The organism is Rhodococcus sp. 14-2470-1a (assembly GCF_002259425.1).
Lineage (GTDB): Bacteria > Actinomycetota > Actinomycetes > Mycobacteriales > Mycobacteriaceae > Rhodococcoides > Rhodococcoides fascians_E.
The window spans coordinates 158,901-181,951 of record NZ_NPFZ01000004.1 but is presented as its reverse complement, the minus strand read 5'-3'; the positions used below and the strand labels follow the sequence as shown (position 1 = coordinate 181,951).

Below are 23,051 nucleotides of genomic sequence, written 5' to 3'. Positions count from 1 at the left end.
TTCCTTCGCGACAGAACGGTTATACGGGACGTGTGATGAGCCCGGACCCGACTGCTCGAGAGGGAGTGTCTCCTGCGACAACCGAATACTACAGGGAGCCCGTGACGTCGAACGATCCCGACGAGGGGCGTCGCATTCACTACGGAGATTTCTACGGAGTCTCCGACACGACGGGCGACGAACGGCCGCTATTGGTCGTGTGGGGGAACTGCCAGGCCGAGGCCCTGCGGATCGTGGTCTCGAGCGCGGCGGACCTTCCTTACCGTACGGTGCGGGTTCCTCCGGTCCACGAGCTCACCGAGAGCGACCTACCGCACGTTCGTGACCTGATGGCGCGCTGTGCGGTGCTGCTGTCCCAACCCGTGCGTTCCGGCTACCGCGGGTTGCCGATCGGGACGGACGACGTGGACGCACTCCGATCGACTCGAGCGGAGAAGATCGTGTGGCCGGTCCTGCGATACAGCGGGTTGTATCCGTTCCAGGTTATCGTGCGGCACCCCAGCGCCCCGTCCGCGACGCCCGCAGGCGTTCCCTACCACGACCTCAGGACGGTGATCGCCGCCCGCGACGGTGACTCGGCCGGGTGGGACGTCCCGCTGAGTGCTCGTCAGGTGACAGACGTCGCAGCGTGGAGCATCGCGGAACTCGCCCGGCGCGAACGCGCCCAGTGCGACGTCGGTGTGTCCGATCTTCTGCTTCCAGCGGGCGCCGGCGCCGCGAACACCGTCAACCACCCGGGAAACTCGGTGTTGACGGCGCTCGGATCCCGCATTCTGGGCGCGCTGGGTTGTGGCCCGCCCGCCGAGCCCGATCGAGAATTGTTGGGCAACATCGTCTCTCCGCTCGACGAGCGCGTCGTACGAGCTCTCGACCTGCAGGCTCGGCCCAGGCCGTCATGGCTCGTCGACGGATCGTCCGTGTCCCAGGACGAGATCCGACGGGTTCAGTTGCAGTGGTATCGAGACAATCCGCCGTTCGTCGACGCGGCAATTCAGCGCTACGCCGATCTCCTCGACATTCTGGACATGGCTGCATGATGCCCCAGATCGGCCATGTCCTGGTAGGGCCACCGGCACACGGCGTCGTCGAGTACGGCGCGTCCGTTGCACGAGAGTTGGGGGAACCGACGCACCGGGCAGTGCGCCTGGACGGACCGGAGTCCGAACTCCCTGCCTGGATCGGGGAGTGCTCACTCGTACACCTGCATGTCACCGACCGACTCTTCGGCGACCGTGTATCAGCAGCGCCCAACTACGCGGCACTGTGCGCCAGGCTGCCCGCGCGGCACTCGGTGACCGTGCACGACGTGCCACAACCGTCCGACGGATCGGGGTTCGAGACGCGAGTTCGGTTCTACCGGACAGTGATCGACCAGGCGGCCGGGGTGATCGTGTCGAGCGACCACGAGGCATCGCTGCTCCGAGAGTTCACCGACGCGTCCGTCGATCCACAGGTGATTCCGCTGATGATGCCGAGGCCGAGAGCGGAGCCTGCAGGGCCTGAAGGGATGGAGGGCGGATCGTCGGGTGCGCGTGTTGCCGTGCTTGGTTTCCTGTATCCGGGGAAGGGGCACATCGAGACGCTCCGGGCGATGGCCGACTTACCGCGGTCCGTGGGTTTCGTCGCGTTGGGGACTGCGTCGCCAGGGCACGAGGATCTGATCGATCAGTTGCGGTGCACGGCAGCCGAAGCCGGAAGGCCCTGCGAGATCACCGGATTCCTCCCGGAACTCGATATGTATCGACGCTTGGCGGCTGCGACCGTTCCTGTCGCCTTCCATCGGCACCTGTCGGCGTCGGGGTCGATCAACACGTGGATTGCAGCGAGACGCCGCCCACTCGTCCCTCGCAACGCGTACACCGAGGAACTGGACAAGCGATCGCCCGGTGTGGTTCGTGTGCACGGAGACGACGAGGATTCGTTGCGGGACGCGATCGCCGAGGCGGTGCGCCATCCGTCGTCGACCTGGATCGAACCGCACGTGGTGCCGCGGCCCACTCCGAACGATGTGGCCCGGGAGTACGACTCGATTCTGACGGGCTGGCGCGGATGACGCGGGCTCTCGAGATCCAGGGTCGGTACGTCGTGCCGGACAATCGCTGGGATCTGACGCCGGACATGGTGGAGTTGCCGAGCGTCACCGTCGTGGTCCCGTATTACGATCAGCCGCACCAATTGTCGCTCGTACTCGAAGCCCTGGCTCAGCAGCGCTACCCGTCCGACAGGATGCAGGTGGTCATCGCCGACGACGGTTCACCGACGCCGCCTGTCGTCGACGACTGGCGCGACAGGCTGGCGGTGACGGTGGTGCGCCAGGAGGACAAGGGGTTTCGGGCCGCCGCGGCCCGCAACCTCGGTGCGCGTGCGGGGACGGGCGAGGTTCTGTGTTTTCTCGACGCCGACACCGTCCCGACGCCCGGGTACCTCGAGACCGCTGTGGCTCTGCCTGCAGTGGCTCCGGACACGGTCGTCGTCGGGCGGCGAGGACACGCCGATCTGAGCGATGTGAACGTATCGGAACTGTCGGACTGGCTTCGTACTCCACGGGAACTCGGCGAACCAGATTGGTTGTCCAGCGCTTACGGCCGGACGGGCAACCTTCTCCGACCGGGTTGGGACGGATACAAATTCGTCATCAGTGCAGTGTTGACCTGCAGCCGTGAACTGTTCGAGGAGATCGGCGGCTTCGACGAGACCTTCGTCCGGTACGGCGGCGAGGACTGGGAATTCGCCAATCGTGCGTTCATGGCAGGAGCAGTGTTCGCCCACGATCCCCAGGCAGTTGCGTGGCACGACGGGCCGGACTGGGCGGGGCGAGACGTCACGGACCGGACCGACGAGAAGAACACCGAGGCCGTGGCTCTCGCACCGTTGATCACCGATCCCAGCGCCCGACGACATGGGCTGGCCTATCGGATCCCGGACGCTGCGGTGATCCTCGACGTGGCGGAGGCATCACCGGCATCGGTGATGGTCACTGTCGCCGGCATCGTGCGTGGCGTCGACTGCGCGGTGTGGCTGACGGGAGAAGGTGCTCCCGCAGTGTACGACGCGTTGGCACTGGATGATTCACGTGTGCGCGTCGGGACCCCCGAGCGATCCGTGCGGCTTCGCTGCCGATTCGTCGTGCACGTTCGAGGCCCTGTGCAGTTCTCGTCGGCGACGTGGGGTGCCCTGACCGGATGCATCGGACCCGGACTGGCAGGCAGGGTGACCGTCGACTGCGACGGTGCCTCGGTCTCGGCGACGGCGTCCAGGGCACTGAACCGTGCACGGCGCTGGGCCGCGCGGACCGGCGAGTCCGAATCGGAGCTGCTGAACGCGTTGTTCACGACCGAGCGTCGGAGTGCCGAGGAGGTCGGCATCTTGCTGATCGATGGCGAACCGTGGCTGGCCTGGTGACCACGAACGCTGGACACCACCGAGGTGATGTCCAGCGCCGGCGTTGTAATGCGGTGAGAAAGCTACAGGTTCGCTGTGGCCTTGTCGAGGGTGTCGACGGCGATCTGTAGCCCTTCGAGGGGGCCGTAGGCGGTGTCCTCGTGTTCGATGTTCACGGCGATGTCGGGGTCCACGGAGTGCAGGGCGCGCAGGAACCGGGTCCAGAAGTCGACGTCGTGTCCGTTGCCGACGGCGACGAAGTCCCACGCGGAGTCCTGCGGCCAGACATTGACGAAGTGCTTGCCGCCGAGGCTGGTGCGGGGTCCGTCCTGCGGTGCGCGGGTGAATCGGTCGTCGAGGACTCCGTAGATCTCGCAGTCGGGGTTGATTCGGGTGTCCTTGGCTGCGGCGTGGAAGACCAGGGGGCCGAGCCATTCGATGGCTTTGACCGGGTCGATGCCCTGCCAGAACAGGTGCGAGGGGTCCATTTCGGCGCCGACGTTGCTCAGGCCGCCTTTGTCGACGAGGCGCTTGAGCGTCGGTGGGTTGAACACCAGGTTCTGCGGGTGCATCTCGATGGCGACCTTGACTCCGTGCTCACGGGCGAGAGCGTCGATCTCTTTCCAGAACGGCACCGCGACCTGATCCCACTGGTAATCGGAGGAGTCGAGGTATCCCGAATCCCAGGTGTTGACATGCCATGCCGGCCACGTCCCACCCTCGTGGGCTGCGGGCAGACCGGACATCGTCACCACCCGGTCGATGCCGAGCAGACCGGCGACACGGATGGACTTGCGCAGGTCCTCGGCGTCCTCGGGGCCGACCTCCGGGTCGGGGTGCAGTGGGTTGCCGTTGCAGTTCAGGCCGGCGATCGAGACGCCCGTGCCCTCGAACACCGCGAGGTAGTCGGCTGGGCTGATGGTGCCGGCGAGCAGGTCGTCGACCGGAATGTACACCGGTGGCAGGAATCCACCGGAGTTGATCTCGATGCCTTCGAGACCGAGTGAGGCCACCGTCGCGATGGCGTCGGGCAGGGACTTGTCGTGCAGGATCGCGTTGTAGACGCCGAGTTTCATCGTGAGCTTCCTTGCGAGTAGAGGGTGGGTCAGATCTTGACTGCGGTGCCGTTCGCGGCAGCGGATTCGGCGATGGCGGCGACGATCTGCATGCCGCGCAGTCCGTGCGCGAAGTCCGGGAGCGGGGGCAGGCCGGTCAGTCCGGCGACCTGGTCGAGGAATGCCCGTGCCTGGTAGGCGAAGAATTCGGCTTTGCCGTGCCCGACGCCGCCGGCGTCCATCGGCAGCCCGCCCTGGATGTAGGGGTGCTGGGGTCCGATGATGACCTGACGGCGGCCATTGACCGTCTCGTCGATGTCGGTGGTGGAGATGTGGAACTCCGCGGCTCGCTCGAGCGCCCACGACGCCGACCCGCGCGTGCCGAACACATCGAAGGACAGACCGTCGGGATTGGCGTGCGAGACCCGCGAGGCGGAGAAGGTTCCGACGAATCCGCCGGCGAACTGCGCGGTGAAGGTGGCGATGTCCTCGTTCTCCACCGGCGCCGTCTCCCCGGTGGTTTCGGCTTTGGTGTGACCGTAGGTGACTCCGACCGGGACGGGGCGTTCGGTGACGACGGTGGAGAACTGCGCCCCGCGGACCTCGACGATCGGTCCGGCGACGTACTCGGCGAGATCGATCAGATGACTGCCGACATCGGCGAGTGCACCGGTTCCCTGCCCACCGCGGTACCGCCAGGTGATCGGCCCGCTCGGATCGAGGGAGTAATCGGCGCGGTAGCGGCCGTCGAAGTGCACTATCTCACCGAGGCGACCGGCGGCGAGCTCGTCGGCGATGGCCTGCACGGCCGGGGACCGGCGGTAGGTGTAGCCCACCGAGGCGATACCGCTCGATGCCGCGGCCGCGGCGACCATCGACTCCGCATCGGCCAGCGACCCTGCCAGCGGCTTCTCGCACAGCACGTTCTTGCCTGCAGCGAGCAGGCCTTCGACGATCTCACGGTGCAGGTGATTGGCGACGACGACGGACACGACATCGATGTCCTGTGCCTCGGCGATCGCCTGCCAGCTGTACTCGGCGCGCTCGTAGCCGTACCGCTTGGCGGTATCGTCCGCGACACCCTTGTTGGTGTCCGCGATGGCCACCAAACGTACATCCGGGCGGTCGGTGCCGAACAGCGTCGACGCCATCCGGTACCCGGCGGCATGGGCGCGTCCGGCCATACCGCCACCGATGACGGCTACGCCGAGCGAGTTCTCTGTCATGAACGTGCTGCTTTCTTTCGGAGTGTCGCGGGATTAGTTCGGTCTATTTGACCGGTCTAGTAGGGATACTATGGGTCACCGATCGCGCGGATGTCAAGGACGGCGTTGCCGCAGTTCGACACGCTCTCACGGGCGGGAACGGAGACGAGAAGACATGAACGCCGGAAGATCGGTGACCATGCAGGACATCGCCGACAAGGTAGGGGTGTCCAAGGCCCTGGTGTCCATGATCTTTCGTGGAGTTCCGGGTCCCAGCGCAGAGACGAAGGCCCGGGTCCTCGCCGTTGCGGAGGAGATGGACTACCGACCGAATCGAACCGCAGCTCTGCTGTCCCTCCGGCGCACACACCTCATCGGCGTCATGACCGACATCAGGAATGCGTTCCACGCGGAGATGGTCGAGCACATGGTGGCCGAGGCGGACAAGGTCGGGTACGAGGTGGTGCTCGGTGCCGTCACGCCGACGCATGCCGAAGCCGCTGTCATGGAGACACTACTCGACTTCCGCTGTGAGGCAGTGGTTCTGCTCGGGCCCGCCGCGTCGGATGTCGACCTCAGAGCGTGGGCAGGGCGGGTGCCGATCGTCGCGGTGGGTCGACGAATCGGCGGAGTCGACGCCGTGCGGGCGGGGGACTCGCGGGGAATGAGCGACGTCGTCGATCACCTGGTGTCGCTGGGGCACAGCAGAATTGCGCATTTCAGTGGGTACGGGTCGATCGGCAAGGACCGCCAGGCCGGCTACCGCCGCGCGATGCACCGTCACGGGCTGGACGAACATATGGCCGTTGTCGAGGGCGACTTCACCGAGAACTACGCGCCCGCCGCCGTCGACGCGTTCCTCGACGGAGACATCGAGCCTCACACCGCGATCGTCGCTGCCAACGACCGCAGTGCAGTCGGCCTGCTCGACGCGCTGCAGAGACGAGGAGTCTCCGTTCCCGGCGACATCTCGGTGACCGGGTACGACGACAGCACGCTGGCGAGAATGGCCCACATCGACCTGACCACCGTCAGTCAGGAACCCAAGGAGCAGGCGCGCCGCGCGATCAGCGCAGCAACCTCACGCCTCGACGACGACCGCACCGAGGTGTCGTCGAGCGTTCTCCGGCCGCGCCTGGTGGTCCGAGGGACGACCGGTCCCGCCGAACGGGGGTGACGGCGTGCTCTTCCGGCAACTCGAATACCTCGTGGCGCTGTCGCGTGAACGTCACTTCACACGCGCGGCTCAGGCATGCCACGTCTCGCAACCGGCGCTGTCCGAAGCGATCCGGAAGCTCGAAGTCGAGCTCGACCTTCCGCTGATCGTCCGGGGCCACAAGTTCGAGGGACTCACCCCCGAGGGTGAACAGATCGTCCGGTGGGCGCGCCGTATCGTCGCCGACCAGAAGTCCCTTCAGGAGGAAGCGGCAACTCTGCGGTCCGGCGTCACCGGCGCGGTACGTCTGGGCGTGGTGCCCACGGCGTCGGCGACAGTGGCCGACCTGACCGGACCACTGTGTCTGCACCATCCGTTGGTGACCGTCTCACTGTCGGAGGATCTCCCGTCCGACGAGATCACCGGCCGCATCGACCGTTTCGAGCTCGACGGGGGTATCACCTACCTGGACGACGATGTCCACGAACGGTACCGGACCTTTCCCCTCTACCGCGAGTACTACGACCTGTTGACCGCGGCCGACTTCGGTCCGTTTCGGGAGGACGGTGTCACCTGGCGCGACGCCGCACAGTTTCCGATGTGCACGCTGCCGTCGATGATGCGTGGACGCAGAATCCTCGACGAGTTCTTCGCCTACGACGGTGCCGCCAGTACGCCGCAGATCGAGACCGACTCCATCGCCTCGCTGTACGCGCACGTGAAGACCGGGCAGTGGGCGTCCGTCGTTCCGCGCGTGTGGCGTCAGGTGTTCGGAGAACCACCGGGGCTTCGGTGTACCCCGTTGACGAGCGCGCTGGACGCGCCGGTCATCGGACTGGTGACGGCCAGGGACAGTCAGGGATCCAGCTTGATACGGGCGTTGGAGAACACCGCTCGCGAGCTCGACCGGGCTTCATCGGCGTCGCCTATCGCTCGGTAGGAGCCACGTCTTGGACGTGTGCGGTCGCGATGGTGCACCGTCGTAGAGTGTCAGCCCACGAGTACGAGTACGACGAGAAGTCCATCGTCGTCACCGAAGCCAAGTCCTACGCAGCGGGCGTTCCGGCCGTGCTCGTGTCCCTGCAGCGAGGCGTCGAGCAGATGGGCCCCGGCCGCACCGCGTATTCGCTGGCAAAACTCAATCAGCGCAAGGGTTTCGATTGCCCGGGGTGCGCATGGCCGGAGACTCCCGGACACCGCAAGCACGCCGAGTTCTGCGAGAACGGCGCGAAAGCGGTCGCCGAAGAAGCGACCAGGAGAACGGTCGGACCGGACTTCTTCGCGACGCACTCGATCGACGACCTGCTCGGGCGGACCGAGTACTGGCTCGGCCAGCAAGGTCGCATCACGCACCCGATGGTGCTGCGGCCGGGAGCGACCCACTACGAGGAGATCGACTGGGACAGCGCCGAGCGCATGATCGCCGACGAGCTCAGGCAACTCGCCACCCCGGAACAGGCGATCTTCTACACCTCCGGACGCACGTCGAACGAGGCTGCCTTCCTGTACCAGCTACTGATCAGGTCCTTCGGTACCAACAACATGCCGGACTGCTCCAACATGTGCCACGAATCCTCGGGGAGTGCGCTCAGCGCGTCGATCGGAATCGGCAAAGGCTCGGTGTCGGTTCCGGACATCGAGAACGCCGACCTCATCCTCATCGCAGGCCAGAATCCCGGCACGAACCATCCCCGCATGCTGTCCACCCTGGAGAAGGCAAAAAGCAACGGAGCGAGGGTCATCGCGATCAATCCGTTGGTCGAGGCCGGGCTGAGGCGGTTCAAGGATCCGCAGAAGGTCGGCGGTGTCGTCGGGGACGGCGTCGCCATCGCCGACGAGTACCTGCAGATCCGGCTGGGCGGGGACATGGCGCTGTTCCAGGGCCTGGGAAAGATGTTCGTCGACGCAGACGACGAGGCGCCGGGCACCGTGATCGACCGGGCCTTCGTCGAGACCTACACGGCGGGATTCGACGACTGGATCGACCATATCCGCGGTGTGGACATGGACGTCGTGCTGGAGGCCACCGGGCTGTCGATGCGCGAGATCCGCGACACCGCGGAGGCTCTCGTCCACTCGGAGAAGACGATCGTCTGCTGGGCGATGGGGCTGACGCAGCAGACCCACGGCGTCGCGACCATCGAGGAAGCAGTGAACCTGCTGTTGCTGCGGGGGATGATCGGAAAGCCAGGGGCCGGTGTCTGCCCCGTGCGTGGACATTCGAACGTCCAGGGTGATCGCACCATGGGCATCTGGGAAAAGATGCCCGAGTCGTTTCTCGCGGCACTCGACGACGAGTTCGGCATCCACTCTCCCCGCGACCATGGACTCGACGCCGTCGACTCGATCCGAGCGATGCGCGACGGCCGCGGCACCTTCTTCATGGGCATGGGCGGCAACTTCGTCTCGGCGACACCGGACACCGCCGTCACCGAAGCGGCGCTCCGCAACTGCTCCCTGACCGTTCAGGTCTCGACCAAGCTGAACCGCAGCCATCTGGTCCACGGACGAAGCGCTCTGATCCTGCCGTCGCTGGGACGGACCGACCGCGACGTGCAGGCGTCGGGCAAGCAGTTCGTGACCGTCGAGGACTCGATGTCGATGGTGCATGCCTCGCGCGGTGGCCTTCGGCCGTCGAGCGCATTCATGCGATCTGAGGTGTCCATTGTGTGCGGAATCGCCGAAAAGCTCTTCGGGCCGGGGCATTCGGTGCCGTGGGGGAGCTTCCGTGACGACTACGACAGGATTCGGGACTCCATTTCCCGGGTCGTCCCCGGGTTCGAGGACTTCAATCGCAAGGTCCGGCAGAAGGAAGGGTTCGGGCTTCCGCATCCTCCCCGCGACAGTCGTACCTTCCACACCTCCACCGGCAAGGCCAACTTCGCGGTCAACGAGTTGACGTGGTTGCCGGTCCCCGAGGGGCGGCTGATGCTGCAGACCATGCGGAGCCACGACCAGTACAACACCACCATCTACGGCCTCGACGATCGCTATCGCGGCGTCAAAGGTGGCAGAAGGGTGGTGTTCGTCCATCCCGACGACATCGCGTCGATGGGATTCGTCGACGGGGAGGTGGTGGACCTCGTCTCCGAGTGGCAACTTCCCGACGGCACCGTCGCCGAGCGTCGTGCCGACCGGTTCAGAATCGTCGCCTACTCCACGCCTCGCGGAAACGCGGCAGCGTACTACCCGGAGACCAACCCGTTGATTCCTCTCGACCACGTCGCGCGCAAATCCAACACTCCGGTGTCCAAGGCCGTCGTCGTCCGGTTGGAACGCCGCCGTCACGGCTAAACTCGTCCGGTGAGCACCGCGGACGGCGACAATCGAACCTATGGCGGCATCGCCGTCGAGGATCGTCGTTCCCGGAGACGGTCGCAGTTTCTCGCCGCCGCGCTCGACGTGTTCTCCGAGAAGGGATACACAGCCAGTTCCGTTGCGGACCTGTGTCGTTCGGCCGGGTTGGCGCGCAGGCAGTTCTACGACGAGTTCGCGAGCCGAGAGGACGCGCTCATCGCGCTGTACGACTCGATCCAGGCGGACGCCAAGGCAGCAACGACGCAGGCGGTCGCGCGGTGTACGACCTCCGACACGCACGAGCTGGCTACGGCGGCGATGGGGGCGTACGTCGAGTCGATCGGCAAAGATCCACGCAGGGCCCGTATCTCGTTCGTGGACAGTGTCGGCGTCAGTCGTCGCATGGACGAGCATCGGTTGGCCGAGCGTGCGGTGTGGCGCGAGTTCTTCGCGCTGACCGTCCGGTCGGCGGTGGGTGAGGATTACGTGCCGCCGGGCGGTTACGAGATGGCGTCGACGGCGTTCATCGGGGCCCTCATCGCGCTCGTGCAGCAATGGAGCACGGCGGATCCGCGACCCGATGTCGAGGACCTCACGAACATCATGGTCGGGTTCCTCGACTCGTTGCTCCTGCACTGAGGGCAAGAGCCGAGCCCGCGAGCGGCCACGGGATCAGGTGGTTGTAATCCACATCACTTCTGATCTACTCTCCACGGAGTCCAAGTTAGACAAATACATCTAACTTGTTTTTCGGGGAGGCTGAATGTCCGTTCGAAGAGTGGTTCTCGGTGTGGTTGCGGCTGCAAGCGTCGCCGTCGCGGTGACCGCCACCGCGCCGCCAGTGGTAGCGCAGCCGGCGTTCCCGGCGATTCCGGAATTCGATACGGGGTTCTACTCGCCGGAGCAGTCGATCGTCTCCGCTGCCGATCCCGGCCAGATCATTGCGTCTCGGCCGGTGAACGTGGCAAACCTCGGTGTCCTCCCGGTCAACGTCGACGCCTGGCAACTGTCGTACCGGTCCAACGACAGTCGCGACGAAGCGATCCCGGCGGTGGCCACCGTGCTCAAGCCCCGTGGATACGTTCCGGGCAGGCCACTGCTGTCCTTCCAGATCGCCGAGGACTCACTGGGTGCCTACTGTGCGTCGTCGTACGTGCTGCAGCAAGGCTCCATTCCCTGGCCGCTGACCGGAGCGATCACCGGAGGAGCACAGTTCCTCGAGATCCAGGCCGCCCTGGCCCAGGGCTGGGCCGTCGTGGTGCCCGACCACCAAGGGCCGAACTCGGCCTTCGCGGCCGGCCCACTCGCCGGGCGGATCACCCTCGACGGAATCCGTGCCGCCGAGAACTTTGACCCGCTCGGGCTGGACGGACGCGCGACGAAGGTCGGAATGATGGGGTACTCCGGCGGATCCATCGCGACAGGTCATGCCGCCGAGCTGCACGAAAGCTACGCCCCCGACCTGAACATCGTCGGGGCCGCCGAAGGCGGAATCGTGGCCGATGTGGGTGCGCTCGTCGACAACTCGAACAACGCGCTCGGTGCAGGAATCGTGGCATCCGGCATCATCGGAGTCTCCCGTGAGGATCCCGAGCTCGCGCAGTTCATCGACCAGAAGCTCAACCCCTTGGGCAAAGCGATGTTCGGCGCGAAGCAGAACCTGTGCATCGGATGGAACTCGGCCATCGCACCGTTCGTGAACCTCAAGGGGCTGTTCGACACTCCCGGCGATCCGCTTCGCGAGCCGGTAGCGCAGAGCGCGCTCGCCAAGCTGCAGATGGGCAAGTCCGTCCCCCGATTCCCCATGTACATGTACCAATCCAACCCGGACTGGCTGGTACCCGTCGGGCCGGTGAACACGCTCGTCGACACGTACTGCGCCGACCCGAGCGCGAGCGTCACCTACACGCGTGACCACTTCAGCGAACACCTCACCCTCGAAGTGGTTGCTGCGCCGAGTGCGTTGCTGTGGCTCCGCGACCGGTTTGCCGGAGTGCCGGCCGAGCCGGGCTGCCGCACCACCGACGTCGGCTCGATGGCTCTGGACTCACGGACCTGGCCGGTGTGGCAGGACGTCGTCGGCGATCTGGTTGCCGGCCTCTTCGGTCAACCGATCGGATCCTGACCGGTCGGCCGAACCACGAGAGTCAGCGGGGCTCGGACCGTGACAACACGGTCCGAGCGCACCGCACGACCGTCGCCCGGTCGTGCGTGATGGCGTACTCGAACTCGCGGTCCGGATCGTCCTCGCCTCGGTGCAGGTCCCGGGCCGACAGTACGCAGCAGAAGAACTGCCCGAGCACCACGACATTCCATTCGTCGACCAGGTCGTCCGAGGCGTCGAGAGACGACCCGACGATGCCGGGCACTGCCAGCTCTCCGAGGCCGATCCCGTAGACGCCGGTGTACGCGGTCCGGCCCGCGAGGGTGCGCCATCTGCGCCTCGTGCGCGCAGTGAAGTGCCGGGAATGCTGAAATGTCCCCAGCACCAATGTGTCCGGACCTGCGTCGGAAGCCTGTGCCTCGATGTGCATGCTCATCTGCACGAGCAGTTTCTTCGTGCTGACCGTCGTCGTCTGGTCGGTCGACGCGATGACGAACGCGGACGTGTGATCGCTGGACGGGGTGTTCCACGTAGGTGGTGTCACCGCGTCCGGGCGCACGTCGCCACCGTCGGCACGGAAGAGATCGCCCAGGCCGAACGTGGCTCCGAGCGCCAGTGCTCTGTCCCGGTCTCGATCGGAATCCACGCCCCGTGCCACCACGACAGCTCCGGTGCGCTCGGCCTGGGCAGCAAGGACGTGCAGTGCTCTGGCCGCGGCGACGTCGGTCGCGCTACCGGTCATCTCGGGCGCGAGGATGATGACATCCGGCTCGATCAGCGGAAGCAGGGCAAGTGACTCCGGTCCCGTGCCGACACCGTCGAGCGCGACCGGCCGCGCTTGCGCACGCGCCGATTCGACGGTGCTGAGAACCGATGCCGGATTGCGCGAGAACGCGACGTGGTCGATCACGACTGCGTCGGCGAGAACCCCCGTCGAGCGAGAGGTGGTGCGCCCCGGGTCGAGCTCGACCGGGATCACGTCACCAGGAGCGAACCGAGGGGAGCTCACCGTGTACCTGCTGTTCTCGTGTGGGGCGAAAGGATCACGCGTGTGATGCGCTCGCGGGGAGACGAAGATGAGACGGCCATCCGAGCACGTCCAGCGTTCGCCCGACCGCGAGGGGGCAGGAGGTGATCGTCAGCGTCCGGCCCCCAGCCGTGTCGACCGACGCGAACACGTCGACGCCTGCGCTGCTGAAGAACGTGACACCGGACATGTCCAGCTCGACGTGTGGATTCTGCTCGAGGGCCTCGCTCAGACGACGAGCGAAGGACGGTGCAGTGATCAGATCGATGTCACCGGACACGACCAGTGTCGATGCCGACGCCGAGCTCTGTACCTCGGTCTCCTGGTCGAGCAGAACGTGCGTCATCTGTTCCTCCCGAGTCGATAGTTGTTCGCTGCAATCATCGTGACGGAACAAGGTATCCGTAGGGATGCACGAACAATAACGAATTCGTAACAAACATAACGATTGCATAACGAGACGCCTCGAATCTCCTTGCGATATCTTGTCCCCCAACGAGATTCGACGGAGTCCGTAGTGTCCGTTTCGGGTCTCCGGGTCTCGAAACGGTAATGAAACCCGACGAGCTGCACGTGTCGGACGGGTCTGCGAGGCTGTGAAGCATGACGGAATCGGCCAAGGAAGATCTGCAGAGGTACCTGCAGGCAGGACGCACTGCACTCCTCTGGAAACTGGACGGCTTGTCCGAGTACGACATGCGTCGTCCGATGACACCCACCGGCACCAACCTGCTCGGTCTGATCAAGCATCTCACCGTCGTCGAACTCGGATACTTCGGCTGGACGTTCGACCGGCCCTTCCACGAAGCGGTGCCGTGGGCAGAGGAGGGCGAGGACCCGCACGCAGACCTGTGGGCCAAGGCCGACGAATCCACGGAGTACATCGTCGGGCTGTACCGACAGATCTGGGAACACTCGGACCGCACCATCGCCGAGCTTCCGCTCGACGCCACCGGCGTGGTCCCGCATTGGCCTCGTGAACGGGCCACCGTCACCTTGCACCGCATCGTCGTACACGTCATCGCGGACATGGACCGACATGCAGGGCACGCCGACATCCTTCGAGAGTTGATCGACGGATCGGTCGGCCTCACGCTCGGCAACGAGAACATGCCGCCGGACGAGACTGCGTTCTGGGCCGATCACCGCGCACGCGTCGAGGAGCACGCACGTCGGTACCAGCCCTGATCTCGTGCGAGACTGGCTCGCGTGAACGCGGAGCTTCCCGGTGCAGTGATCGACCTCGCGCGCACGGCAACCCGTGTCGCTGTTCTGACGGGCGCAGGAATGTCGGCGGAGTCGGGAATCGCGACGTTCCGTGACGCCCACACCGGCCTGTGGTCGCAGTTCGATCCCGCCGATCTCGCCAGCCCCGAGGGCTGGGCGCGTGACAGCGACCTCGTGTGGGGGTGGTACCGCTGGCGGGCCGAACTGGTCCGGCGGTCCGCGCCCAATGCGGGGCACCTGGCCCTGGCTGCGTGGCAACAACGCACACATCTCGACATTGCCACGCAGAACGTGGACGACCTGCACGAGCGAGCGGGCTCGCACGTGATCGCTCACGTGCACGGAAGTCTGTTCGATCCCCGGTGCTCGGAGTGCGGAGTGCACTCGCAGCCGGAGGCGGACGTGGTCGACGAGGAGATCGAACGCGTCGTTCCTCCCGAGTGCCCGTTCTGCGGCGGGCCGATGAGGCCGGGGACGGTCTGGTTCGGAGAACCGCTCCCTCAGGATCAGTGGACGGCAGCGGTCTCCGCGGTGGAACACGCGGACCTCGTGCTCGTCGTCGGCACGTCCGGTGTCGTGTTTCCGTTCGCCGGCCTGCCAGCGATGGCTCGCAGCACGGGTGCCGTCGTCGTCGAGATCAATCCGGTGGAAACCGAGATTTCCGACATGGCCGACCACCGCGTACGCACGACGGCGGCACTCGGCCTGCCTGCGTTGGTCGCGGCGCTCGACTGAGCTGGTGGGCTCACTCGAATTCGAGCCGCATCGATCGCGCTGCGAAGTGCAGTAGAAGTACGAAGCCGCCGATGGAGACCACCACGGGAGACCAGACGACAAAGGACATCAAGACCGCCACGTCCTTGTAGGCGACGACGTACACGGCGATGAAGGTGGTGGCGGCAACGCACAACAGAATGTGCGCGGCGAGCATCCACTTCTCGAAGAAGAATCCGACGAACATCCCGATCTCGATGAAGAACGCTGTCTTTCCGAGGGTGATCTCCGGCGGAAAGTCGGCAACGATCGTCGCGGAGAAGATGGCGATGTTGGCAATCGTGACGAACGCGAATGCCTGGTTCAGGGTTGGCCACGGGCCGAACAGCCAGAACAGCCCCATCGCATAGGCCGTCATCATCGATATCCACTGGACTGCGGAGGGGATGGGTGTCGTTGCGCCGTAGCCGAACACCATTTCCAGCGTGACCACAACTGCCATGGCAAGTGTCGCGAACGCGATCACGACCTTGACGATGCCCTTGACGGCGAGTGATTCCATCGCGTCGACGGCCCACTCGTAGTGCACCTCGGACGATGTCAGCGCACTGGTCATCGTGTTCCACCCCTCCGATCGATACCGCGAGTCGATTGAAACACATACTTTGGGACCGCAGAGTGGATATCGCCTGGAACAACCGTCGCAAGGCCCAGACATAAAAATCAACTCGAGTTCAGCCCTCCCCTTCGATCGCCTGCTCTGTCAGACCTCCGATCGTGCTGTATCGAAAACAGGTTCGGTGCAGTCGAAGAGCACGAGGAGAGATGGCGACGTGAGTGACCTGACGGGTAGAACGGTCGTGTTGATCGGTGGCGCAACCGGAATTGGCTATGCGGTGGGCGAGAAAGTCGTCGGGGCAGGCGGATCGGTCGTCCTCGGCGGCCGTACATCGTCGACCCTCGAGAAGGCTTCGGACGCACTGGGCGTACGCGCGACGTGGCAAGTGGTCGACACGTCGTCACCCGCATCGGTGGAGGACTTCTTCGCCGAGCTCGACTCGGTGCACGGTCTGTTCACCACTGCCGCGACCTATGTGACGGGTTCGCTTCGCGAGCTGTCGGAAGCGGACGCGGCGTCGGCGTTCGAATCCAAATTCTGGGGTCAGTACCGCGTGGTCAAAGCTGCGGTGAACACGCTGACCAGTGACGCATCGATAGTGTTGATGGCCGGTGCGGCCAGTGTCAGGCCACCGGGAGCGGCTCCTGCGTACGTCGCGGCCAATGCTGCGATCGAAGGCCTCGGTCGTGGATTGGCGGTAGAGCTCGCGCCCATTCGAGTGAACTCGGTGTCGCCGGGAACGATCGACGGACATCTGTGGCGGAGCAGACCCGACGACGTCCGCATCCCCGCGTTCGAACAGTTCGCGTCCGCGACCACACTGGGGCGGGTCGGGGTGGAATCCGAGGTTGCCGATGCCGTCGTCTACCTCCTCTCCAGTGGGTACACGACCGGCTCCACGTTGTATCCCGACGGTGGTTACGCACTTCGCTGACGCGTAATGTGTGCGGTTGTCCTAACAAAAGGAGATCTCATGCGTCTGGGAGTTGTCGGACACGGCGTCGGGGGGCGCTACTTTCACGTGCCGTTCGTACAAGCGGCAGAAGGGGTCGAACTCGTCGGCATCGTCACGCGTTCTCCTGAACGTGCGGCTCAGGTCGAACTCGATGCGCCGGGCACACCGGTGTACGGCAGCCTGACCGAACTGATCGATGCGGGCGTGGACGCCGTCACCATCACGACCCCACCCGAGACGCGTCGGGAGCTGGTTCTCGAGGCCGTCGCGCGCGGTGTGCACGTCATCGCCGACAAACCTTTTGCGCCCGACCCCCGGGGCGGACAGGACCTCGTGGATGCCGCGGCCGACGCCGGAGTACTTCTCAGTGTTTTCCACAACAGGCGGTGGGACGCAGACATCCAGACTCTGCGCGGCGTGATCGACAGCGGCAAGCTCGGCCGGATCTGGCGAGTGGAGTCGAGGTTCGATCTCGACGAACCCGCCACGCTCGAACTCGGACCGACCGGTGGACTGCTGCGAGACCTCGGAGCCCACCTGGTCGATCAGGCGCTGTGGTTGTTCGGTCGCGCCACCAGTGTGTACGCGCGCATGGATTGGGCCGGTGAGGGCGACGATCGAACCGACAGTGCGTTCGTCGTCGATCTCGACCACGAGAGCGGTGTTCACTCGACCCTGTCCGCCACCAAGGTCAACCACTTCCAGGCGCGCCAGCTTCGGGTGTACGGAACGGACGGCAGTTACTACTCCGACGGAACCGACGTCCAGGCGCAGGCCGTTTTCGCCGGTCGTCGCCCGGCGGACGAGCCGGACACGTTCGGCTACGAGCTCGAAGAGCGCTGGGGCACACTGCATACGGACGCGGGTGCAGAGAAGGTTCCGTCCGCGCAGGGGAGTTACAAGAACTACTACCGCGACTTCGCCGCCGCTGTGCGCGGCGAGGGCCCGCAACCGGTCCCTGCGTCCGAGGTCATCCACACTCTCGAAGTGCTCGACGCGGCACGCCGCGCCGCGGAAACAGGTGAGGTCATCCGGTTGTAGGCTTTTTCTCATGCCTGCACGCTCGGTCGAACTGCGAAAACTCGGATTTCTGACGATCGGATTGTTCGACGAGCACAACCCCGCTCTCGGCCACGAATCGACACTGCAGATCATCGAACTCGGCGAGCAACTGGGATTCGACAGTGCGTGGCTGCGTCACCGCCACCTGCAGTACGGGATCTCGTCCCCGATCGCGATCATGGCTGCGGCGTCGCAGCGCACCAGCAGAATCGAGCTGGGGACGGCGGTGACTCCACTCGGGTGGGAGAACCCGCTTCGACTCGCCGAGGACCTTGCGACGGTCGACGTGCTCTCCGGCGGTCGTATCAACCCGGGTGTCAGTGTCGGACCACCCATGCAATTCGACCGAGTGAAGAACGCGTTGTATCCGGACACCGCCGACGTCGAGGATTTCAGCTACACCAGAGTGAACCGCCTTCTGTCGCTGGTTTCCGGTCAGCCCGCGTCGAACTGGAGTGGCACGGTCGGGATCGAGCAGTTCTCCGACCGTGTTCAACCCCATTCGCCTGGCCTGCGGGACCGAATGTGGTACGGGGGCGCCAGTCTTCGGTCTGCTCGGTGGGCAGGCGAGACAGGAATGAACCTGCTCGTCAGCAGTGTGGTGAAAGCCGAGGAGTCGGAGAACTTCGACGAGATCCAGCACTCGCACATCACGACGTTCCGCGAGCATCACCCGCAGAAGAACGCGGCGCGTGTGTCACAAGGACTCGTGGTGATCCCGACCGATTCTGCGTCCACCGACCAAGTAAAGAAGTACCGTGCGTACGCGGAGTCCAGACGGGCACGCACGGCAACTCCGCAGGGACCGGCGAGGATGATGTTCGCAGCCGACCTGGTCGGAACCTCGCGTGAGATCGCCGACCGGTTGTACGACAACGCGGCCTTCCGTGAGGTGGACGAAGTCGCGTTCGCACTACCGTTCAGCTTCGATCACTCGGATTACGTGCAGATTCTGACCGACATGGCAACGGTTCTCGGTCCCGAACTGGGATGGCGACCGTCACACGGCTGAACCTGCCGACACAGCGTGTGGGATGCCGTGAGCGTGGGTAGCCGAAAGTCACGCTTTCGGCATTGGAGGACAGCACCATGGTTCACGTGGAACGCACATTCACCGTCCGGCGCTCACGCAAGGTCGTCGTCGACTACCTTCGGGATTTCGCGCACGCGGAAGCATGGGACCCGGGCACGCAACGGTGTGTCCGATCGACACCGGGACCGATCGGTGTCGGTACCGAATGGCACAACGAATCCAAGCTCGCCGGAATCAGCACCGAATTGACGTACCGGTTGGTCGAGGACAGGCAGGACGTCGTCGAGTTCGAAGGTAGGAACAAGACGGCGACGACAGTGGACCACATCGCGTTCGAGGACGCAGGCGACGACTCCACTCGAATCACCTACGTCGCAACCATCACGTTCAACGGACTGGCGAAACTGTCGGACCCGGTGTTCAAGCTGATCTTCGAACGCATCGGCGACAAGACCGTCGACGCCATGACACGCACCCTCGAAGGGCTGTGAAGACAGACGAACGGGGCCCGAACCGATTCGGTTCGGGCCCCGCACGTGTGAGTGGGAGTGAGAATCAATAGAAGGTCTTGCGCCCACCGACTGCGCGGCCGGTGGCACCGAGAATGGTCAGGACTGCTCCGACGACGACAAGGATGATGCCGATCGTGGTCAGAATGCTGATCTTGGCGAAAATGCCGATCAGCGCGAGGATGATTCCCAGGACGATCACTGTCTTACCTTCTTTCGAGTTCGGTGCCGCTCGTGCGACAACCGCCGACCTTCGTTCGTTGATCGTCGAACAGGAGGTGAGTACCCGAACTCCTGCCGAATATGCGGGCGGGACGGATGTTTCGAACATTTCACAGGCGACCGTCTCCGGAGTTCGTATTTCACGTGGCGACGCGACCCGACCGGATGGCCCGTTTTTGTGATCTGTGCCGGTTTCGGGTGACAGAAACGACAACGCCCCGACCGAAGTCGGGGCGTTGTGGCGTGAAGTGAGCTGGATGTCAGCCGGCGTTCGACGCCGCTTCGGTCTCGCTCGACGCGCCCGCGGTCGAGAGCTGACCGCCGGAGTTCTCCAGGTGCGCACGAACGAACCAGTGGAAGAGCTCGAGCTGGCCGCTCTGCCCGATCAGCAGATCCTCGGTGACGGGATCGATCTCGCCGATCTCCGCAATGGCCTTCCGAGTGTCACCGATAACGCCGACGTAAACCAAGTCGAGGGCTCCGAGGTGCTCGATGGCCGTTGCGCGGCCGATCGAGTAGTCGTCCCACGAACGCTCCTTGACGATGGTGCCGGGCGTTCCGAGTGCAGCTGAACCCAGTGTCGCAATACGCTCCGCCACGTCGTCGGCGAACCCACGAACCGCTTCGACCTGAGGGTCGAGCATCTCGTGCACGGAGATGAAGTTGGGTCCCACGACATTCCAGTGAATGTGCTTGAGAGTGAGATGGAGATCGTTGTAGGCGTTGAGGCGGTCCTGCAGCAGTGCAGCGACGCGCGCGCCCTGGTCGGTGCTCAATCCGGGAACTGTGTAGGAATTCGAATTGGTCATGAAACGCACGTACCCGGGGTGCTTCGCGTCGAAACACCCCGGGCACGTATGTGGGGAAGACTACTTCGGTTCCGACCCTCCACCGAGTTCGGACTCGGTCTTCAGGTCCGTCGACCGATCCTTGGTCAGGCTCGCCGACGTGCTGCCGGCGGGGCCGGCCGGGTCGTCCGCCTCGATCGAATCTGCTGAATCTGCCGACTCCTTCGGCGGATTCTTCAGACTCAGGATGATCGAACCTGCGAGGACCACGATGATGACCACCAGGCTCACCAGGGACGGGATCTCCGGGATCGACGTGCTGATCACCTTGTGGCTTGCCTGCAGAACCAGCTTGACGCCGATGAATCCGAGGATGATCGCGAGGCCCTTGGACAGGTAGTGGAACTTCTCGAGCAGACCCGAGAGCAGGAAGTACAGGGCGCGCAGGCCGAGGATCGCGAACGCGTTGGACGAGTACACGATGAACGGGTCGTCACTGACCGCGAGAACAGCGGGCACACTGTCGACCGCGAACACGAGGTCTGCTGCCTCGATGGCGACGACGACGGCGAGCAGCGGGGTGGCAACGCGCTTGCCGGCTTCCTTGACGAAGAACTTCGTGCCGTCGTACTCGTCGCGAACCGGGATGACCTTACGCAGCAACCTCACTGCGATGGACTGGCTCGGATCGTACGAGTCCTCCTCGTCCTTCATCAGCTTCCATGCGCTGTACAGCAGGATGGCGGCGAAGACGAACAGAACGACGGTGAACTTGCTGACGATCGCGACACCTGCGGCGAGGAAGATTCCGCGGAACACGAGGGCGCCGACGACGCCGAAGAACAGAACGCGGTGCTGGTACTCACGGGGGACCTTGAAGTATCCGAAGATCAGCGCGAAGACGAAGAGGTTGTCCACCGACAAACTCTTCTCCAACAACCAGGCCGTCGTGTATTCGACGCCTGCCGTGGTACCGAGAGTGGCGAACACGACGCCACCGAAAATGAGAGCGACGCCGACCCAAAGCGCACTCCACCAGGCTGCTTCCCGGAAGCCGATGATGTGTGCGCCGCGGTGGGCAAGTAGGTCGATGGCCAACAGAATGACGACAACGGCTGCGAAAGCCGCCCACGCCCATACGGGGACGTTCATCGGCGAGTGTCCTTACTGGTGAATCGAGATCCGAGGCTCTTCAACTTGGCCTGGTTCTCGGGTTTGGTGGCGAAAGCGCGCCCTTGCGCAATGAGCTTCTTACCCTGAGGGCTACGGGCGAACACCTGCAGTTTCTGAATCAGTGATGCCATGAAACGGTGCTCCTTGTCGATAGAAGGTTCTCGGCGGCCGCTTGCGACCGCGACTCCTCAAGTGTGCCTGTATCGATTGCGGCAGTCATCGTCCGAACGCGGACATGTTTGACCGATTTCGGTTGCCGTATCCCGGCAACAAGAGGCGCTGACTCGGCTCAAACGTGACCCGGAGCTCAGCTCTCCGTCGGCCACCCGAGCAATCTGGCGCCGTACACGGCCGTCTGCAGGGTGAATCGTTCGGCCGGATCGCCGACGTCGTGGCCGGTCAGATCGGCCACTCGGGCCAGACGGTAGGTCACGGCGCGAACGGACAAATGCATCGCCCGGGCTGTCGAGGCAGAATTTCCGCCTGTTCCGAAGAAGGTGAACAACGTGTCGAGCAAGGGGCCTGCGCCGCCACGTGCAGTCAGCAAAGGAGTCAGAACCGTGTGCACCAGATCCGTGATCGCGGCCTTGTCGTCCAACAGCACCCGGTACACCAGCAGGTCACGTGCATCCACCACCACAGTGCCCAGGCCCAGCTTCGCGCCGAGGTCGAGCGAATCGACTGCTTCACGATACGACGACACGACACCGGCCACGCTGGGTCCCGTCCGCCCCACTCCGATCCGCCGGGTCCACGTCCCCGAGACATCGACTCTCTCGGTGGCCTCGCGAACACGGTCGACGACGTACTCCACCGCTGCGTGATCCGGGGCAGCGAACACCACGACAAGGCGGCCTTCCTTGCTCGCGACGAGAACCTCCGAGTCCGCTTTGCTTCCTTCCACCGCGCGTTCCACCTCGGTGATGACCCGGCCACCGTCGGTGAACGGCGTACTGGCCGCGACGACCACGACCGCATGAGGCCCGGTCAGATCCAGGCCGAACGTCTCCGCCCTGCCCATCACTCCCGCGATGTCCGCGCTACCGGACAGCAGATCGTCGACGAATTCACGCCGGGCCGACTCCTCCGCACGCACCAGCACTCGCCTGGCGAGTTGGAACCCTTCGGCGAGCTCGGCGACCGCATCGTCGACGGCGTGCAGCATCACCTCACCGGCCGTCACGACGGCCTGTGGGTCTCGGTCGGCGTCGACGATCGCAGGAAGCTCCCGCCACAGGCGCCAGGCGGAGGACAGGTACAGATCGAGCAGTGCCCGGAGGGCGACGCCCTGCCGCGCCGCGGTGTCCCCGTGGGTGCGCAGAGTCCGCAGCTGTCGACGCGACAACGTGCGACCCTCGGACACCGCAGAGGTCAGGACCTCCAGAAAATCCCCGAGCAACTCCGTGGACAGCCCGCCGGCATCCTCGGCCGCGAGGTCGGCGACGCTGCGTCGTCGGTCTTGGCTCGTCGGGATCGCGCGATCGTGTGCCACCTGGTCATCGTATTGGTCGAGGTGGCAACGCA

At 64.8% G+C, this 23,051-nt stretch carries 24 protein-coding genes; 14 read left to right on the top strand and 10 right to left on the bottom strand.

Features of this window, described 5'->3' with window-relative positions; genetic code table 11:
- The first annotated feature begins 101 nt into the window (after window positions 1-101).
- The 3 genes from CH292_RS02210 to CH292_RS02200 are packed head-to-tail and all read left to right on the top strand — an operon-like array spanning window position 102 to window position 3,402.
- Window positions 102-1,037, top strand: a complete 936-nt coding sequence (locus tag CH292_RS02210; RefSeq protein WP_094653895.1) for a WcbI family polysaccharide biosynthesis putative acetyltransferase — start codon at window positions 102-104, stop codon at window positions 1,035-1,037.
- Window positions 1,034-2,053, top strand: a complete 1,020-nt coding sequence (locus CH292_RS02205; protein ID WP_027498707.1) for a hypothetical protein — start codon at window positions 1,034-1,036, stop codon at window positions 2,051-2,053. Before CH292_RS02210 ends, CH292_RS02205 begins: the two co-directional genes overlap by 4 nt.
- Entirely contained in the window at window positions 2,050-3,402 is a 1,353-nt protein-coding gene (locus CH292_RS02200) for a glycosyltransferase family 2 protein (RefSeq protein WP_037181873.1), read from the top strand. The genes CH292_RS02205 and CH292_RS02200 overlap by 4 nt, the downstream gene beginning before the upstream one ends.
- 62 nt (window positions 3,403-3,464) lie before the next feature.
- On the opposite strand, the gene CH292_RS02195 is transcribed toward CH292_RS02200, so the two are convergent.
- The gene (locus tag CH292_RS02195; RefSeq protein WP_094653894.1) at window positions 3,465-4,457 is read right to left on the bottom strand and encodes a sugar phosphate isomerase/epimerase; all 993 of its coding nucleotides are present in this window, start codon (window positions 4,455-4,457) and stop codon (window positions 3,465-3,467) included.
- Between the two features lie 29 nt (window positions 4,458-4,486).
- Window positions 4,487-5,662: a Gfo/Idh/MocA family protein gene (locus CH292_RS02190; RefSeq protein ID WP_019663459.1), complete on the bottom strand. Its 1,176-nt coding sequence runs from the start codon at window positions 5,660-5,662 to the stop codon at window positions 4,487-4,489.
- Between the two features lie 154 nt (window positions 5,663-5,816).
- Here CH292_RS02190 and CH292_RS02185 point away from each other — a divergent pair, with 154 nt between their 5' ends.
- The 5 genes from CH292_RS02185 to CH292_RS02165 all read left to right on the top strand — a co-directional run bounded on the left by CH292_RS02185 (window position 5,817) and on the right by CH292_RS02165 (window position 12,219).
- Window positions 5,817-6,818: a LacI family DNA-binding transcriptional regulator gene (locus tag CH292_RS02185; RefSeq protein WP_094653893.1), complete on the top strand. Its 1,002-nt coding sequence runs from the start codon at window positions 5,817-5,819 to the stop codon at window positions 6,816-6,818.
- Between the two features lie 4 nt (window positions 6,819-6,822).
- Entirely contained in the window at window positions 6,823-7,737 is a 915-nt protein-coding gene (locus CH292_RS02180) for a LysR family transcriptional regulator (RefSeq protein ID WP_094627561.1), read from the top strand.
- A 29-nt stretch (window positions 7,738-7,766) separates the two neighbouring features.
- Entirely contained in the window at window positions 7,767-10,091 is a 2,325-nt protein-coding gene (locus CH292_RS02175) for an FdhF/YdeP family oxidoreductase (protein WP_094653892.1), read from the top strand.
- Between the two features lie 9 nt (window positions 10,092-10,100).
- On the top strand, window positions 10,101-10,733 hold the full coding sequence (locus tag CH292_RS02170) for a TetR/AcrR family transcriptional regulator (RefSeq protein WP_020111212.1): 633 nt from the start codon (window positions 10,101-10,103) through the stop codon (window positions 10,731-10,733).
- 124 nt (window positions 10,734-10,857) lie between these two features.
- Window positions 10,858-12,219, top strand: coding sequence for a lipase family protein (locus CH292_RS02165; RefSeq protein WP_179277890.1), 1,362 nt, complete (start codon window positions 10,858-10,860; stop codon window positions 12,217-12,219).
- 22 nt (window positions 12,220-12,241) lie between these two features.
- Here CH292_RS02165 and CH292_RS02160 read toward each other — a convergent pair whose 3' ends face one another.
- Together CH292_RS02160 and CH292_RS02155 are read right to left on the bottom strand one after the other, a co-directional pair.
- Window positions 12,242-13,207: a DICT sensory domain-containing protein gene (locus tag CH292_RS02160; protein WP_244164871.1), complete on the bottom strand. Its 966-nt coding sequence runs from the start codon at window positions 13,205-13,207 to the stop codon at window positions 12,242-12,244.
- 34 nt (window positions 13,208-13,241) lie between these two features.
- Window positions 13,242-13,571, bottom strand: coding sequence for an STAS domain-containing protein (locus CH292_RS02155; RefSeq protein ID WP_094653890.1), 330 nt, complete (start codon window positions 13,569-13,571; stop codon window positions 13,242-13,244).
- A gap of 257 nt (window positions 13,572-13,828) precedes the next feature.
- On the opposite strand from CH292_RS02155, the gene CH292_RS02150 reads away from it, so the two are divergent.
- Complete coding sequence (locus tag CH292_RS02150) at window positions 13,829-14,413, top strand: DinB family protein (protein ID WP_037181687.1); 585 nt, start codon at window positions 13,829-13,831, stop codon at window positions 14,411-14,413.
- 21 nt (window positions 14,414-14,434) lie between these two features.
- On the top strand, window positions 14,435-15,187 hold the full coding sequence (locus tag CH292_RS02145; RefSeq protein WP_094653889.1) for an NAD-dependent deacylase: 753 nt from the start codon (window positions 14,435-14,437) through the stop codon (window positions 15,185-15,187).
- Between the two features lie 10 nt (window positions 15,188-15,197).
- Here the strand turns inward: CH292_RS02145 and CH292_RS02140 are convergent, their stop codons facing one another.
- On the bottom strand, window positions 15,198-15,782 hold the full coding sequence (locus CH292_RS02140; protein ID WP_019663469.1) for a hypothetical protein: 585 nt from the start codon (window positions 15,780-15,782) through the stop codon (window positions 15,198-15,200).
- 217 nt (window positions 15,783-15,999) lie between these two features.
- Here CH292_RS02140 and CH292_RS02135 point away from each other — a divergent pair, with 217 nt between their 5' ends.
- The 4 genes from CH292_RS02135 to CH292_RS02120 all read left to right on the top strand — a co-directional run bounded on the left by CH292_RS02135 (window position 16,000) and on the right by CH292_RS02120 (window position 19,326).
- The gene (locus tag CH292_RS02135; RefSeq protein WP_179276698.1) at window positions 16,000-16,719 is read left to right on the top strand and encodes an SDR family oxidoreductase; all 720 of its coding nucleotides are present in this window, start codon (window positions 16,000-16,002) and stop codon (window positions 16,717-16,719) included.
- 39 nt (window positions 16,720-16,758) lie between these two features.
- The gene (locus tag CH292_RS02130) at window positions 16,759-17,781 is read left to right on the top strand and encodes a Gfo/Idh/MocA family protein (RefSeq protein ID WP_094653888.1); all 1,023 of its coding nucleotides are present in this window, start codon (window positions 16,759-16,761) and stop codon (window positions 17,779-17,781) included.
- 10 nt (window positions 17,782-17,791) lie between these two features.
- Window positions 17,792-18,814: an LLM class flavin-dependent oxidoreductase gene (locus tag CH292_RS02125; protein WP_094653887.1), complete on the top strand. Its 1,023-nt coding sequence runs from the start codon at window positions 17,792-17,794 to the stop codon at window positions 18,812-18,814.
- A gap of 77 nt (window positions 18,815-18,891) precedes the next feature.
- Window positions 18,892-19,326, top strand: a complete 435-nt coding sequence (locus CH292_RS02120; protein ID WP_179277889.1) for an SRPBCC family protein — start codon at window positions 18,892-18,894, stop codon at window positions 19,324-19,326.
- Between the two features lie 64 nt (window positions 19,327-19,390).
- On the opposite strand, the gene CH292_RS28780 is transcribed toward CH292_RS02120, so the two are convergent.
- From CH292_RS28780 to CH292_RS02100, 5 genes are all read right to left on the bottom strand, one after another.
- On the bottom strand, window positions 19,391-19,546 hold the full coding sequence (locus CH292_RS28780) for a DUF6131 family protein (RefSeq protein WP_094653298.1): 156 nt from the start codon (window positions 19,544-19,546) through the stop codon (window positions 19,391-19,393).
- A gap of 280 nt (window positions 19,547-19,826) precedes the next feature.
- Window positions 19,827-20,375 (bottom strand): Dps family protein, encoded by a 549-nt coding sequence (locus tag CH292_RS02110; protein WP_019663475.1) that lies wholly within the window; start codon window positions 20,373-20,375, stop codon window positions 19,827-19,829.
- Window positions 20,376-20,435: 60 nt separating this feature from the next.
- The gene (locus tag CH292_RS02105; RefSeq protein WP_019663476.1) at window positions 20,436-21,506 is read right to left on the bottom strand and encodes a TerC family protein; all 1,071 of its coding nucleotides are present in this window, start codon (window positions 21,504-21,506) and stop codon (window positions 20,436-20,438) included.
- Complete coding sequence (locus CH292_RS28775; protein ID WP_019663477.1) at window positions 21,503-21,658, bottom strand: hypothetical protein; 156 nt, start codon at window positions 21,656-21,658, stop codon at window positions 21,503-21,505. The genes CH292_RS02105 and CH292_RS28775 overlap by 4 nt, the downstream gene beginning before the upstream one ends.
- A 176-nt stretch (window positions 21,659-21,834) precedes the next feature.
- Window positions 21,835-23,019, bottom strand: a complete 1,185-nt coding sequence (locus CH292_RS02100) for a CdaR family transcriptional regulator (protein ID WP_094653885.1) — start codon at window positions 23,017-23,019, stop codon at window positions 21,835-21,837.
- Between the last annotated feature and the right edge of the window lie 32 nt (window positions 23,020-23,051).

Coding starts and splice junctions, on each gene's coding strand:
- CH292_RS02105 (WP_019663476.1), bottom strand. CDS start 21,506: ATGAACGTCCCCGTATGGGCGTGGGCGGCTTTCGCAGCCGTTGTCGTC.
- CH292_RS02200 (WP_037181873.1), top strand. CDS start 2,050: ATGACGCGGGCTCTCGAGATCCAGGGTCGGTACGTCGTGCCGGACAAT.
- CH292_RS02130 (WP_094653888.1), top strand. CDS start 16,759: ATGCGTCTGGGAGTTGTCGGACACGGCGTCGGGGGGCGCTACTTTCAC.
- CH292_RS02175 (WP_094653892.1), top strand. CDS start 7,767: ATGGTGCACCGTCGTAGAGTGTCAGCCCACGAGTACGAGTACGACGAG.
- CH292_RS28775 (WP_019663477.1), bottom strand. CDS start 21,658: ATGGCATCACTGATTCAGAAACTGCAGGTGTTCGCCCGTAGCCCTCAG.
- CH292_RS02150 (WP_037181687.1), top strand. CDS start 13,829: ATGACGGAATCGGCCAAGGAAGATCTGCAGAGGTACCTGCAGGCAGGA.
- CH292_RS02125 (WP_094653887.1), top strand. CDS start 17,792: ATGCCTGCACGCTCGGTCGAACTGCGAAAACTCGGATTTCTGACGATC.
- CH292_RS02205 (WP_027498707.1), top strand. CDS start 1,034: ATGATGCCCCAGATCGGCCATGTCCTGGTAGGGCCACCGGCACACGGC.
- CH292_RS02165 (WP_179277890.1), top strand. CDS start 10,858: ATGTCCGTTCGAAGAGTGGTTCTCGGTGTGGTTGCGGCTGCAAGCGTC.
- CH292_RS02155 (WP_094653890.1), bottom strand. CDS start 13,571: ATGACGCACGTTCTGCTCGACCAGGAGACCGAGGTACAGAGCTCGGCG.
- CH292_RS02110 (WP_019663475.1), bottom strand. CDS start 20,375: ATGACCAATTCGAATTCCTACACAGTTCCCGGATTGAGCACCGACCAG.
- CH292_RS02185 (WP_094653893.1), top strand. CDS start 5,817: ATGAACGCCGGAAGATCGGTGACCATGCAGGACATCGCCGACAAGGTA.
- CH292_RS02190 (WP_019663459.1), bottom strand. CDS start 5,662: ATGACAGAGAACTCGCTCGGCGTAGCCGTCATCGGTGGCGGTATGGCC.
- CH292_RS02195 (WP_094653894.1), bottom strand. CDS start 4,457: ATGAAACTCGGCGTCTACAACGCGATCCTGCACGACAAGTCCCTGCCC.
- CH292_RS02120 (WP_179277889.1), top strand. CDS start 18,892: ATGGTTCACGTGGAACGCACATTCACCGTCCGGCGCTCACGCAAGGTC.
- CH292_RS02140 (WP_019663469.1), bottom strand. CDS start 15,782: ATGACCAGTGCGCTGACATCGTCCGAGGTGCACTACGAGTGGGCCGTC.